Source organism: Rhodopseudomonas sp. P1, assembly GCF_039642825.1.
GTDB classification, from domain to species: Bacteria; Pseudomonadota; Alphaproteobacteria; order Rhizobiales; family Xanthobacteraceae; genus Rhodopseudomonas; species Rhodopseudomonas palustris_H.
On the sequence record NZ_CP088006.1, the window covers coordinates 5,244,541 to 5,257,342 of the forward strand.

Sequence of the window (12,802 nt, forward strand, 5' to 3'; positions counted from 1 at the left end):
ATGCGTTTCGCCTTCGGCTCAACGCATCCTACGACCTGCTCACTACTTGCTCGTCGCCTCGGCGTCCGTCGCACCCGCGTCCGCCTCCACCCCCGCCTCTTCAGGCGTAAACTCGTACACCGATGAGCAGAACTCGCAGGTCACCACGACCTTGCCGTCCTTGACCATGTCGGCACGGTCCTGCGGGGCGAAGCGGGCGAGCATGCGGGAGACGGCGTCGCGCGAGCATGAGCATTCCGCCTTGATCGGCAGCGACGAGAACACGCGCACGCCGCGCTCGTGAAACAGCCGATACAGCAGCCGCTCGCCGGACAGATCCGGATCGATCAGTTCGACGTCCTCGACGGTCGCGATCAGCGACTGGCCTTCGACCCAGGCGTCGTCCTCATCGACGGTGTGAACCTGGGTGCCTTCCGGCGCGTCGCCGGGATGCAGATCGGCCTGGCGCGCGCGCTCCGGCGACTTCGGCAGGAATTGCAGCAGCATGCCGCCGGCGCGCCAGTGATGCCGGCCGCCCTCGCCGCCACGCCACTCTTCGCCGACCGCGAGCCGCACCTTGGTGGGGATCTGTTCGGAGCGCAGGAAGTACTCGTGCGCAGCTTCCTCCAGGCCGCCGCCGTTGAGCGCCACGAGGCCCTGATAGCGCCGCATGTCGGGGCCCTGATCGATCGTCATCGCCAGATGGCCGTTGCCGAGCAGTGCGCCGGAGCTGAGGCCGGGCTCGAGCTTGGCCTCGTCGTAGCGCGCATAGGCGCGCAGCCGGTCGGGCGCCTGGAAGTCGACGATCAGGAACGACACCGGGCCGTCGGTCTGGGTTTGCAAGATGAAGCGGCCGTCGAACTTCAGCGACGAGCCGAGCAGCGTCGCCAGCACGATGGCTTCGCCGAGCAGCTTGGCGACCGGCACCGGATAGGCGTGCTTGGCGAGCAGCTCGTCGAGCGCCGGGCCGAGCTTGGTCAGCCGGCCGCGCAGATCGAGCGGGCCGACTTCGAACGGCAGCACGCTGTCGTCGATCGGCACCGCGGAAGGCGCGCGCACGGAGGGCATCTCGGGGGTGGTCGGATCGGGGGCTTGTGAGGTCATGGGCGCTTATCTGGGGGCAGAGGACGAAGTTCGAAAGGGCCGGACTGGAAGGCGAATGGCAGCGATGCCAAGGGGCAGGCTTTAGTCTCCCTCCCCCTTGCGGGGAGGGTGGCCGGCCGTAAGGCGCGGTCGGGTGGGGGAGCCACACGCTCAGTGCTCGGAGCACCCCCACCCCGGCCTCCGCTTCGCTCGGCCGACCCTCCCCGCAAGGGGGAGGGGCACGGCGGGCGCTTCGCTCACATGGGAAGAAGTAACTACGCGACCGCGCCGAGGCACCAGGCCAGAATGCCCTTTTGGGCGTGCAGGCGGTTCTCGGCTTCGTCGAACACCACCGACTGCGGGCCGTCGATCACCTCGTCGGTGACCTCTTCGCCGCGATGCGCCGGCAGGCAGTGCATGAAGATCGCGTCCTTGTGGGCGAGCGACATCAGCTTGGCGTTGACCTGATACGGCTTGAGCAAATTGTGGCGATGCTCGCCGTCCTTGTCGCCCATCGACACCCAGGTGTCGGTGACGACGCAGTCGGCGCCGCGCACGGCTTCCTCCGGATCGGTGCCGATGGTGATCGCCGCGCCGCTCTGCTTGATCCAGTCGCGCAGCGCCTTGCTGGGCGACAGCTGCGGCGGGGTGGCGATGTTGAGCTTGAAGTCGAAGCGCTGCGCGGCGTGAGCGAACGACGCCAGCACGTTGTTGTCGTCGCCGGTCCAGGCGATGGTGCGCCCCTTGATCGGGCCGCGATGCTCCTCGAACGTCATCACGTCGGCCATCACCTGGCACGGATGCGACTTGCGGGTCAGGCCGTTGATCACAGGCACGGTGGCGTTGGCGGCGAGCTCCAGCAGCGCCTCGTGATTGAGGATGCGGATCATGATGATGTCGACGAAGCGCGACAGCACCCGCGCGGTGTCGGCGATGGTTTCGCCGCGGCCGAGCTGCATCTCGGCGCCGGTCAGCATGATCGACTCGCCGCCGAGCTGGCGCATGCCGACGTCGAACGACACCCGCGTCCGGGTCGACGGCTTGTCGAAGATCATCGCCAGCGTCTTGCCGGCCAGCGGCTTGTCGGCATCGGCGTTCGCCTTGCGCTTCGCCTTCATGGCGACCGCAGCGGCCAGCATGTTGCGGAGCTCGGAGGTCGGCAGTTCGGTCAGATCGAGGAAGTGCCGCGGCGTGTTGCTGGAGCTGCTCATCACACCGCCTCCTTCTGCGCCGCCTGCCCGGCAAGCGTGACGCAGGCGCGCTCCAGTCGCCCGATCGCTTCGTCGAGTTCGGCCTCGCTGACGATCAGCGGCGGCAGCAGACGCACGACGTTGTCGCCGGCGCCGACGGTGAGCAGCTTCTCGGCCCGCAGCGCCGCGATCAGCTCGGGCGACGGCACCACCGCCTTGAGGCCGAGCAGCAAGCCTTCGCCGCGGATTTCGCTGACGACGCGCGGATGCCGATCGACGACGCCGGCGAGCTTCTGTTTCAGCAGCAGTGACATCTTCTTGACGTGGTCGAAGAAGCCCGGCTGCAGCATGATATCGAGCACCGCGTTGGCGGCCGCGACGGCCAGCGGATTGCCGCCGAAGGTCGAACCGTGCGCGCCCGGCGCCATGCCCTTCGCGGCTTCCGCGGTCGACAGGCAGGCGCCAATCGGAAAGCCACCGCCGAGCGCTTTGGCCAGCGACATCAAATCCGGCGCGACGCCGACCCGCTTATAGGCGAACAGTTCGCCAGTGCGGCCCATGCCGGTCTGGACTTCGTCGAAGATCAGCAGCAGGCCGTGCGCGTCGCACAGCTCACGCAGGCCGCGGAAGAACGCCAGCTCCGGCGAGCGCACGCCGCCCTCGCCCTGCAGCGGCTCGATCAGGATCGCGGCGGTGGTCGGACCGATCGCGGCCTTGACCGCATCGAGGTCACCGAGCGGCAACTGATCGAAACCGTCGAGCGGCTTGCCGTAGCCTTCCAGGTACTTTGCCGCGCCGGTAGCGGCGAGCGTGCCGAGCGTGCGGCCGTGGAACGCGCCTTCGAAAGTAATCACCCGGGTGCGCTCGGGCTCGCCCTTGGAGAAGTGGTAGTGCCGCGCCATCTTCAGCGCGCACTCGACCGCTTCAGCACCCGAATTGCAGAAGAACACCTTGTCGGCAAAGCTCTGTTCGCACAGCCGCGCCGCCAGCTTCTCGCCGTCCGGGCTCTTGAACAGGTTGGACATGTGCCACAGTTTGGTCGCCTGCTGCTGCAAGGCTTCGACCAGATGCGGATGGCAATGGCCGAGCGCGTTGACGGCGACGCCGCTGGTGAAGTCGAGGTAGCGCTCGCCATCAGTTCCGTGCAGCCAGACACCTTCGCCGCGCTCGAACGCGACATCCGCTCTGGCGAAAACCGGGAGGAGATGGGACGTTGAAGCGCTCTGAGACATGGCCGATCCGATCGGAAAATAGCGGGCCGCCGGCCGGCCGCGTCACGCGCATGACACGAACGCAGTCTGGGACAACGTACCCCGGAAACGAAACGTGCCGCCTTTCCAGGCGGCACGTGGGATTATTCTAGAAGCGTCGAACTCACTGTCAACACGGAGCTTCGACGAAGTGCTGCCGGAAAGCAGCACTCGCGCTGTTTGTTGTGGCTTCGCGGACTCACTCACAGGAGAAGGTGTGGACGCACCGGGTCGGACTCTTGCGCGCGAGTCACGGCATATTGTAGCCTTTTGACTGTCGGGTACGACATCTCGTGCGCGGTTTGTAATCCATTTCGAGTTCTCGGATGAGGCGTAACGCCGGGGCGGCAAGGGTCGTCCGGCGAGCGCTAAGGGATTCTGACAGCTGAGATTTTGACGACCTCACAGCCGCGGTTCCGCGCCGCCCTTCGGCGCCCGCGGCAGGAAGGGATAGAACTATGACGGCATTGACCTGGACCGACGAGCGCGTCGAGCAGTTGAAGAAATTGTGGGAGGGCGGGCTGTCGGCGAGTCAAATTGCCGCCGAGCTTGGCAACGTTACCCGCAATGCCGTGATCGGCAAGGTCCACCGCCTCGGCCTGTCGGGCCGGGCCAAGAGCCCCACGTCGGCAGCGCCGCGGCCGCGCAAGGCGCGCCCGGTGCAGCAGATGATGAGGGTGACCCGCCCGGTGGCGCGCGGCAACACCGCGCTGGCGCACGCTTTCGAAGTGGAAGCCGAGCCCGATCCGATCGCCTTCGACAACGTGGTTCCGATGAACCAGCGGCTGTCGCTGCTGGAACTCAACGAAGCCACCTGCCACTGGCCGGTCGGCGACCCGTCGAGCCCGGAATTCTTCTTCTGCGGCGGCAAGTCGCTGCCGGGCCTGCCCTACTGCGCGCATCACTCGCGCATCGCCTATCAGCCGGTCGGCGATCGCCGCCGCGCAGCTCCCAAGACCACGCGCTAGACTGACGCCGCCTGCCCGAGGCCGCGGCAAACCGCGCGTGCAGCGCAGGGCTGCGCCATCCCTCCAAACTGTCATCGCCCGCAAAAGCGGGCGACCCAGTATTCCAGAGCGTCGGTTACTTCCCCCCACTCACTGCAATACTGGATCCTCCGCCTTCGCGGAGAATGACGCTGCTATGTTGGGCTGAGGCCGCAGCTGAACGATTGCAAAAGCGATAGAGTCGACAAACGCCGCCATCGCGTCGTTCCCACGTGTCGCTAAATCACGCTCGCGGTCATCGTGATTTGAAACGAGTGTCTTGGTGGGCACGCTTCGCTTTGCCCACCCGACGTCGCAAACCTGCTAACAACTACGACGGGCTGCCTTCGACCTTGGCGAAGCGGTCGTCGAGCGCGTAGCCGGCGCCGCGGACGGTGCGGATCGGGTCCTGCTCGCGACCGATATTGAGCAGCTTGCGCAGGCGGCCGATGTGCACGTCGACGGTGCGCTCATCGATATAGATGTCGCGCCCCCAGACGCCGTCGAGCAGCTGCTCGCGGCTGAACACCCGGCCCGGGTGCTCCAGGAAGAATTCGAGCAGGCGATACTCGGTCGGGCCGAGATCGATCGGCCGGCCGGACCGCGCCACCCGGCGCTTGTCGCGATCGAGTTCGAGATCACCATACGCCAGCACGGTGGCGAGCCGCTCCGGCGCAGCACGGCGCAGCAGGCCCTTCACCCGCGCCAGCAGCTCCGGCACCGAGAACGGCTTGACGATGTAATCGTCCGCCCCGGTGGCGAGCCCGCGGACGCGCTCGCTTTCCTCGCCGCGCGCGGTGAGCATGATGATCGGCAGTTGCTTGGTGTCGTTGCGCGCCCGCAGGCGGCGGCACAGTTCGATGCCGGACAGGCCCGGCAGCATCCAGTCCAGGACCACGAGATCCGGAATCCGCTCCTTCATCCGGGTGTCGGCGTCGTCGCCGCGTGCGACGGTCTCGACCTCGTAACCTTCTGATTCCAGATTGTATCGCAGCAGCGTCGTCAGCGCTTCCTCGTCTTCAACTACCAGAATGCGCGCAGCCATCGTCGTCCTCGTCTCAGTGTCGTCTCGATCCGTCCCATGGCGCCGGCCCGGCGGGCCGGCCGCCAGAGCAGCGTCAGTTGCCAGGCGTCGCGTTGGCGAAGGTGGTCATGTCGCCCTTCGGACGCTTGTCCATGATCTGCTGGCCTTCGATCATGTAGAACACCGTCTCGGCGATGTTGGTCGCATGATCGCCGATCCGCTCGATGTTCTTGGCGCAGAACATCAGGTGAATGCAGAACGAGATGTTGCGCGGATCTTCCATCATGTAGGTGAGCAGCTCGCGGAACAGCGAGGTGCAGATCGCGTCGACTTCCTCGTCGCCGTTCCACACCACCATCGCGGCCGGCAGATCGTGCGCCGTATAGGCATCGAGCACCGCCTTGACCTGCGATTGCACGAGGTCGGTCATGTGCTCGAGGCCACGGATCAGCTTCAGCGGATGGAAGTCGCTGTCGATCGCATTGACGCGCTTGGCGATGTTCTTCGACAGATCGCCGATCCGCTCGAGGTCGGTGGCGACGCGCATCGCGCCGACGATTTCGCGCAGGTCGATCGCCATCGGCTGGCGCCGCGCGATGGTCAGCACCGCGCGCTCTTCGATACTCCGCTGCATCTGGTCGATCTCGGCATCGGCCGCGACCACGCGGGAGGCCAGCGCGACGTCGCGCCGGATCAGCGCATCGACCGAGTCGACGATCTGACGCTCGGCCAGGCCGCCCATCTCCGCAACCAGCCGGGTCAGATCCTGCAGGTCGCCGTCGAACGCCTTGGTGGTATGTTCGAATCCCATATCCGTGCTCCTCGCCCGCCGCGTCAGCCGAACCGGCCGGTGATGTAGTCCTGGGTGCGCCGATCGCTCGGCGAGGTGAAGATCTTGTTGGTCGGGCCGAACTCGATCAGCTCGCCGAGATACATGAAGGCGGTCGACTCCGACACGCGCGCCGCCTGCTGCATGTTATGGGTCACGATCGCGATGGTGTATTGTTCCTTCAGCTCGTCGATCAGCTCTTCGATCTTGGCAGTGGAGATCGGGTCGAGCGCCGAGCACGGCTCGTCGAACAGGATCACTTCCGGCCGCACCGCGATGGTGCGGGCAATGCACAGCCGCTGCTGCTGACCGCCCGACAGGCTGAGGCCGGAGGCATTGAGCTTGTCTTTGACTTCGTTCCACAGCGCCGCGCCGCGCAGCGCCTTCTCGACACGTCCGTCCATCTCCGACTTCGAGATCTTCTCGTACAGCCGGACGCCGAACGCGATGTTCTCATAGATCGTCATCGGGAACGGGGTCGGCTTCTGGAACACCATGCCGACCCGCGCGCGCAGCAGGTTGAGGTCGAGCTTGGGGTCGAGGATGTTGGTGTTGTCGAGCAGCACCTGCCCCTCGGCGCGCTGCCCCGGATACAGATCATACATCCGGTTGAAGATGCGCAGCAGGGTCGACTTGCCGCAGCCCGACGGACCGATGAACGCGGTGACGCGGTTGGTGGCGAGCGCCAGATTGATGTGCTTCAGCGCGTGGTTCTGACCGTAGTAGAAGTTGAGGTCGCGTACGGTCACCTTGGCCGGGCCGTCCGGCTGGGCGCCGATCGGCGGCATCGCGGACGGAACGCTGGTGGCGATCGAGATCTCGGTCATTTCGTGGTCCTCTCGGCGCCGATGATGCGCGCGCCAATGTTCAGGGCAAGCACGGTCAGGGTGATCAGCAGCGCGCCGGTCCAGGCGAGCTGCTTCCAGTAAGCGTAGGGGCTCTGGACGAAGTTGTTGATGGTCACCGGCAGGTTGGCCATCGTCTTGGTCAGATCCAGGCTGAAGAACTGGTTGCTGAGCGCGGTGAACAGCAGCGGCGCGGTCTCGCCGGCGACACGGGCGGTCGCCAGCAGGATGCCGGTGATCAGACCGGCGCGGGCGGCGCGATAGGCGATCCGGCGGATCACCAGCGAGCGCGGCAGGCCGAGCGCCGAGGCGGCTTCGCGCAGCGAGCTCGGCACCAGCAGCAGCATGTCTTCGGTGGTGCGCACCACCACCGGGATCACGATCACCGCCAGCGCCAGCGCGCCGGCGAGCGCCGAGAACCGACCCATGGTCACCACCACCGCGCCGTAGATGAACAGGCCGATGATGATCGAGGGGGCGCTGAGCAGGATGTCGTTGATGAAGCGGATCACCGAGGTCAGCTTGTCGTACTTGCCGTATTCGGCCAGATACGTGCCGGCGAACAGCCCGAGCGGCGCGCCGATTCCGACGCCCAGAATGGTCATCAGCACCGAGCCGACGATCGCGTTCAGAAGACCGCCCTCGCTCGAGCCGGGCGGCGGCGTGTTCTGGGTGAACACTTCGAGATTGAGGCCGGCAAGGCCGTTCCAGAACAGCGTGAACAGGATCAGCGCCAGCCAGGTGACGCCGAACAGCGCCGCCCCCGAGCACAGCACCTTGATCACCAGGTCGTTGCGGTGACGCCGCTTGTAGATCGGGTTGTCGAGATGGATCGGCGACATCTTACTTGCCCGCCTTCAGTTCGAGCCGCAGCAACAGCAGCCGGGCGGCCGCCAGCACCAGGAAGGTCAGAATGAACAGCAGCAGGCCGAGCAGGATCAGGCCTGACTGATGCAGGCCATCGCTCTCGGCGAATTCTGAGGCGATCGCCGCCGAGATCGTGGTGCCGGGCGCGAAGATCGAGCCGGAGATCCGGAACGAGTTGCCGATGATGAAGGTCACCGCCATGGTTTCGCCGAGCGCACGGCCGAGCGCCAGCATCACGCCGCCGATCACGCCGACCCGGGTGTACGGGATCACGACGCTGCGGACGACTTCCCAGGTGGTGCAGCCGACGCCGTAGGCGGCTTCCTTCAGCACCGGCGGCACGGTCTTGAACACGTCGACCGAGATCGCGGTGATGAACGGCAGTACCATGATGGCGAGGATCAGCGAGGCGTTGAACAGGCTGAGATAGGACGGCGGACCGGCGAAGATATCGCCCAGCACCGGCACGCCTTCGAACAGCGCGATCATCGCCGGCTGGAAGTGATAGGCCAGGAACGGGCCGAGCACGAAGAAGCCCCACATGCCATAGATGATCGACGGAATGCCGGCGAGCAGTTCGATGGCGAGGCCGATCGGGCGGCGCAGCCACATCGGGCAAAGCTCGGTGAGGAAGATCGCGATGCCGAGGCCGACCGGGATCGCGATCATCATCGCGATCAGCGACGTCACCAGCGTGCCGTAGATCGGGCCGAGCGCGCCGAGGACCGGCGGATCGTTGGCCGGCGCCCAGCGCGAGGTGGTGAGGAACGAGAGACCGAATTCGCGGATCGCCGGCAAAGCACCGACGATCAGCGAGATGATGATGCCGCCGAGGATCAGCAGCACCGAAATCGCGCAAGCGCGCGTCGTCCAATAGAAGGTCTTGTCGCCGAGCTTGAAGGCGCTGAGCGCCTTGGCCCGATCGTAAGGTCCGGCAGCCGTCTGCAACCCGGTCGTCTCAACCGCCATGTCCGCCACGCTAACTCTCCTCATGCCTACTGCAGGGCCGAAACCGCGCCTCGCGGCTGGAGATCTGAATTGAAAACCGGATGCGCGATCGAGGGTCGCGCCAGCACCGACTGCGGTGCAAAGCCGGAGCCCGAGTGTCCGAAGCCTCGGGGTCCGCCGTTCGCGTGAACGTCTTGCTGCGACCCGGTTGGATCCGGATCGCAGCCAGACGCCAGACTATCAGCTCTTGATGTCCGAGGCCCAGGTCTTCTCGATCAGCTTGACGACCGGTTCCGGCATCGGGATGTAGTCGAGCTCTTCGGCAGCCTTGGCGCCCTTCTCGAACGCCCACTTGAAGAACTTGACGGCTTCGGCGGACGCCGCCTTATCGACCGGCTCCTTGTGCATCAGGATGAAGGTCGCGGCGGTGATCGGCCACGAGGCTTCGCCCGGCTGGTTGGTCAGGATCAGGTAGTAGCCCGCAGCCTTGGCCCAGTCGGCGTTCGACGCCGCAGCCTGGAAGGCCGCGATGGTCGGCTGCACGGTCTTGCCGGCGCTGTTCACCAGGCCGGTGTAGGTCAGCTTGTTCTGCTTGGCGTAGGCGTATTCGACGTAACCGATCGAATTCTTGGTCTGACCGACGTTGCCGGCAACGCCTTCGTTGCCCTTGGCGCCGACGCCGACCGGCCACTCGACCGCGGTGCCCGAACCAACCTTGGTCTTCCAGTCAGCGCTGACCTTGGACAGGTAGTCAGTGAAGTTGAAGGTGGTGCCCGAACCGTCGGAGCGGCGAACCACGGTGATCGCGTCGCTCGGCAGGCTGACCTTCGGGTTCAGCTTCTTGATCGCCGGATCGTCCCACTTGGTGATCTTGCCGATGTAGATGTTGGCCAGGGTCTCGCCGTCGAGCACCATCTCGCCCGGCTTCACGCCTTCGAGATTCACGACCGGCACGATGGCGCCCATCACCATCGGCCACTGCACCAGGCCTTCCTTGTCGAGCTGTTCCGGCTTCAGCGGCGCGTCGGTGGCGCCGAAGGTCACGGTCTTGGCAATGATCTGCTTGATGCCGGCGCCCGAACCGATCGACTGATAGTTCAGACCGTTGCCGGTTTCCTTCTTATAGGCATCGGCCCACTTCGAGTAGACGGGGTACGGGAAGGTGGCGCCAGCGCCGGTGATGTCGGCGGCGAAGGCCGAGGTCGACGCCGCAACCAGACCGGCCGCGACGATTGCCTTGATGAAATTCATGGGGAAGGTCTCCATCTGTAAGCGAAGCGCTCAGCGCGCCCGACTGCGCTTACCCCGCCCGTCTACGGGCGGTCGGTTGACCTTTTATGAGGGTTTGATGACAGTCATGTGACTGCACTAAGCGCCTGAAATCGAATGATTATTCGACTCAGACCTGGGGCTTTCCCTGAGGGAAACAGACGGTAAAAGTCGCGCCCTTTTTCAGCACGCTTTCGATCAAAAGACGGCCGCGGTGACGGTTAACAATATGTTTCACCAGCGATAATCCTAACCCGGTACCACCTTGAGAGCGGCTGTCGCCGACGTCCACCCGGTAGAACCGTTCGGTCAGTCGCGGCAGATGCTCGGGCGGGATACCAGGGCCGAAATCGCGCACCAACGCGCGATACTCCGGCACGCCGTCGCCCGACACGGCAGCCACCACCGAGACCACCACCCGGCCGCCCGAAGCGCCATACTTCAGCGCGTTCTCGATCAGGTTTTCGAACACCCGCAGCAGCTCTTCGCGATCGCCCGCAATCGTCGCGGCGTCCTCCGGTAGCTCCAGCTCAATCACCACCTGGCGTTCCTTCGCCAGCGGTTCGAGGCCGTCGGTGACCTGCTTGATCAGCGGCTTCAGGTCGATCATCGCATCGGGACGAACATGCGCACTGAGCTCGACCCGCGACAGCGACAGCAGGTCGTCAATCAGCCGCGCCATCCGGGTCGCCTGAGCGTGCATGATGCCGAGGAAGCGCTCGCGCGCCTTCGGATCGTCGCGGGCCTGCCCCTGCAACGTATCGATGAAGCCAGACAAGGCCGCGAGCGGCGTACGCAGCTCGTGGCTGGCATTGGCGACGAAGTCAGCACGCATCTCCTCGACCCGGCGCAGTGGCGTCAGATCGTGGAATGTCATCAGCATGCATTGATCGGTGCCGCCGAACGCGGTCGGCACCTGCACCGGCGCGATGATCAGTTCGAGCCAGCGTTCGATCGAGCCGTGATCGAGATAGGTGGCGCGGCGCGGCTCCGAGGTCGCAATCGCCTCGCGCAGCGCGGTCACGATCTCGGGGCTGCGCAGCGCGAACTGCGCCAGCTCTCGCACCCGCAGGGCCGGCGCGAGCTGCGCCGCAGCGGCGTTGAGATGAATGACGCGGCCGGCACGATCGAGCAGCACCGCCGGATCGGGCATGCCGCCGACGATGGCGCGCACCACCGGCATTTCCACCGGGCTGACGCCGAGCGCATCGTCGAGCGCGCTGGAGCTGTCATGTAGCCGCCACGGCACCAACGCGGCGGCGACCAAGCAGGCGAACGCCGCGATCGCCGGGCCGATCGCGAGCTGAGCGAACAGCACCAAGGCGGTGAGCGCGAGCGCCCCGGCGATCAGGATGATTGCAGCGTGCCGAAGCCGATCGGACCAATGCGTCAGCAGCGATGTCGAGGATGGCGTCGGCGGAGCGAGCACGAGTTCGCGGACCGGGCGGGCTTGCTCGTCGGGCGCGGGTGCGGTGGTCATGGCTCAACCTGGTGAGGGATCTCCGCGCACCGGTTCCGGCTTCAGCGCTTCGGCCAGCGGACGAACCCGCTTCAGCCGCGCACCGAGCACGATCTCCCGGACCGCAAGCACGACGACCGATATCACGAACGGCACGATGTAGTACAGCAGGCGGAACAGCAGCATGCCGGCGAGCAGCTCTTCCTTGTCCATCTGCCACAGCCCGACTAGCATCGCGGCGTCGAACACGCCAAGCCCACCGGGCGAATGGCTGGCGAAACCGAGCAGCGTCGCCGACACGAAGATCACCGCGACCACGACGAATCCGACATTGGGCTCATCGGGCGTCAGCACGTACATCGCGAGCGCGCAGAAGCCGAGATCGACGATGCCGATCGCGATCTGCAGCAGCGTCAGCTTGCCGCCGGGCAGCGTGACCGTCCAACTGCCGCGCCCAACGCAGCGCGGCTTGAATGAAACCCACGCGACATAGACCATCAAGCCGGCAAGGATCAGCAGCGCCAGCACGCGGTTGACCGCCGGCGGCAACAGATCGACCGCAGACGCCGCCTCGGGATGATAGGCGACGCCGAGGCCGAGCACCGCGGCATTGCCGAGCCAGAACGTCAGGCCGGCAAGGAAACACACCTTGGCGACGTCGATCGCATCGAGCCCCCAGGCCGAGTAGATCCGGTAGCGCACCGCGCCGCCGGTCAGCGCGCTGGCGCCGACATTGTGACCGATCGAATAGCTGGTGAAGGCGGCGAGCGCGTTGACCCGGTAAGGCACGTCGTCGCGGCCGATCGCATGAACGGCGAACAGATCGTAGAACGTCAGGGTGAAATAGCCGGCGGCGACGAACAAGGCAGCGAGCGCGATCGAGGTCGGCTCGGTCTGGCTCATCGCGTCGAGCACGCGGTCATGGTCGATGCCGCGCAGGATGTGGTACAGAACGTAGCAAGCGGCCGCGATGACCGCGATGCTGACCGCAACACCGAGTTTGTGCAGGATTTGCTTCTCGCGCAGAACTTCGATCGTTCTGCGTATTGCGATCCGCATCGAGACCTCGAATC

12 protein-coding genes are annotated in these 12,802 nt (G+C 65.7%); 1 reads left to right on the plus strand and 11 read right to left on the minus strand.

What is annotated here, in order from left to right; translation table 11 throughout:
- Window positions 1–42: 42 nt before the first annotated feature.
- The 3 genes from LRC39_RS24240 to LRC39_RS24250 all read right to left on the minus strand — a co-directional run bounded on the left by LRC39_RS24240 (window position 43) and on the right by LRC39_RS24250 (window position 3,484).
- A complete protein-coding gene (locus tag LRC39_RS24240; RefSeq protein ID WP_107357286.1) occupies window positions 43–1,083 on the minus strand; it encodes an Hsp33 family molecular chaperone in 1,041 nt (346 codons plus the stop codon).
- 254 nt (window positions 1,084–1,337) lie between these two features.
- Window positions 1,338–2,273 carry an ornithine carbamoyltransferase gene (gene argF, locus LRC39_RS24245; RefSeq protein WP_107357287.1) on the minus strand — a complete coding sequence of 312 codons (936 nt, stop codon included), beginning with the start codon at window positions 2,271–2,273 and terminating at the stop codon, window positions 1,338–1,340.
- Window positions 2,273–3,484 carry an aspartate aminotransferase family protein gene (locus LRC39_RS24250; protein ID WP_107357288.1) on the minus strand — a complete coding sequence of 404 codons (1,212 nt, stop codon included), beginning with the start codon at window positions 3,482–3,484 and terminating at the stop codon, window positions 2,273–2,275. Before LRC39_RS24250 ends, argF begins: the two co-directional genes overlap by 1 nt.
- Window positions 3,485–3,960: 476 nt before the next feature.
- On the opposite strand from LRC39_RS24250, the gene LRC39_RS24255 reads away from it, so the two are divergent.
- Window positions 3,961–4,470, plus strand: a complete 510-nt coding sequence (locus LRC39_RS24255; protein ID WP_012497883.1) for a GcrA family cell cycle regulator — start codon at window positions 3,961–3,963, stop codon at window positions 4,468–4,470.
- A 349-nt stretch (window positions 4,471–4,819) separates the two neighbouring features.
- Here LRC39_RS24255 and phoB read toward each other — a convergent pair whose 3' ends face one another.
- The 8 genes from phoB to LRC39_RS24295 form a co-directional block, all read right to left on the minus strand.
- Complete coding sequence (gene phoB, locus LRC39_RS24260; protein WP_107357289.1) at window positions 4,820–5,533, minus strand: phosphate regulon transcriptional regulator PhoB; 714 nt, start codon at window positions 5,531–5,533, stop codon at window positions 4,820–4,822.
- 73 nt (window positions 5,534–5,606) lie between these two features.
- Window positions 5,607–6,323, minus strand: a complete 717-nt coding sequence (gene phoU, locus LRC39_RS24265; RefSeq protein WP_107357290.1) for a phosphate signaling complex protein PhoU — start codon at window positions 6,321–6,323, stop codon at window positions 5,607–5,609.
- A 23-nt stretch (window positions 6,324–6,346) separates the two neighbouring features.
- Entirely contained in the window at window positions 6,347–7,168 is an 822-nt protein-coding gene (gene pstB / locus LRC39_RS24270) for a phosphate ABC transporter ATP-binding protein PstB (protein ID WP_107357291.1), read from the minus strand.
- On the minus strand, window positions 7,165–8,028 hold the full coding sequence (gene pstA, locus LRC39_RS24275; protein ID WP_107357292.1) for a phosphate ABC transporter permease PstA: 864 nt from the start codon (window positions 8,026–8,028) through the stop codon (window positions 7,165–7,167). The genes pstB and pstA overlap by 4 nt, the downstream gene beginning before the upstream one ends.
- Window position 8,029: 1 nt before the next feature.
- Entirely contained in the window at window positions 8,030–9,031 is a 1,002-nt protein-coding gene (gene pstC / locus LRC39_RS24280) for a phosphate ABC transporter permease subunit PstC (protein WP_107357293.1), read from the minus strand.
- Between the two features lie 210 nt (window positions 9,032–9,241).
- The gene (pstS, locus tag LRC39_RS24285; protein ID WP_346295915.1) at window positions 9,242–10,252 is read right to left on the minus strand and encodes a phosphate ABC transporter substrate-binding protein PstS; all 1,011 of its coding nucleotides are present in this window, start codon (window positions 10,250–10,252) and stop codon (window positions 9,242–9,244) included.
- Between the two features lie 148 nt (window positions 10,253–10,400).
- Window positions 10,401–11,750: an ATP-binding protein gene (locus LRC39_RS24290; RefSeq protein ID WP_199851777.1), complete on the minus strand. Its 1,350-nt coding sequence runs from the start codon at window positions 11,748–11,750 to the stop codon at window positions 10,401–10,403.
- 3 nt (window positions 11,751–11,753) lie between these two features.
- Complete coding sequence (locus LRC39_RS24295) at window positions 11,754–12,788, minus strand: lysylphosphatidylglycerol synthase domain-containing protein (RefSeq protein WP_107357295.1); 1,035 nt, start codon at window positions 12,786–12,788, stop codon at window positions 11,754–11,756.
- Window positions 12,789–12,802: the final 14 nt, after the last annotated feature.

Coding starts and splice junctions, on each gene's coding strand:
- phoU (WP_107357290.1), bottom strand. CDS start 6,323: ATGGGATTCGAACATACCACCAAGGCGTTCGACGGCGACCTGCAGGAT.
- LRC39_RS24250 (WP_107357288.1), bottom strand. CDS start 3,484: ATGTCTCAGAGCGCTTCAACGTCCCATCTCCTCCCGGTTTTCGCCAGA.
- pstB (WP_107357291.1), bottom strand. CDS start 7,168: ATGACCGAGATCTCGATCGCCACCAGCGTTCCGTCCGCGATGCCGCCG.
- LRC39_RS24255 (WP_012497883.1), top strand. CDS start 3,961: ATGACGGCATTGACCTGGACCGACGAGCGCGTCGAGCAGTTGAAGAAA.
- pstS (WP_346295915.1), bottom strand. CDS start 10,252: ATGAATTTCATCAAGGCAATCGTCGCGGCCGGTCTGGTTGCGGCGTCG.
- phoB (WP_107357289.1), bottom strand. CDS start 5,533: ATGGCTGCGCGCATTCTGGTAGTTGAAGACGAGGAAGCGCTGACGACG.
- LRC39_RS24240 (WP_107357286.1), bottom strand. CDS start 1,083: ATGACCTCACAAGCCCCCGATCCGACCACCCCCGAGATGCCCTCCGTG.
- LRC39_RS24290 (WP_199851777.1), bottom strand. CDS start 11,750: ATGACCACCGCACCCGCGCCCGACGAGCAAGCCCGCCCGGTCCGCGAA.
- LRC39_RS24295 (WP_107357295.1), bottom strand. CDS start 12,788: ATGCGGATCGCAATACGCAGAACGATCGAAGTTCTGCGCGAGAAGCAA.
- argF (WP_107357287.1), bottom strand. CDS start 2,273: ATGAGCAGCTCCAGCAACACGCCGCGGCACTTCCTCGATCTGACCGAA.
- pstA (WP_107357292.1), bottom strand. CDS start 8,028: ATGTCGCCGATCCATCTCGACAACCCGATCTACAAGCGGCGTCACCGC.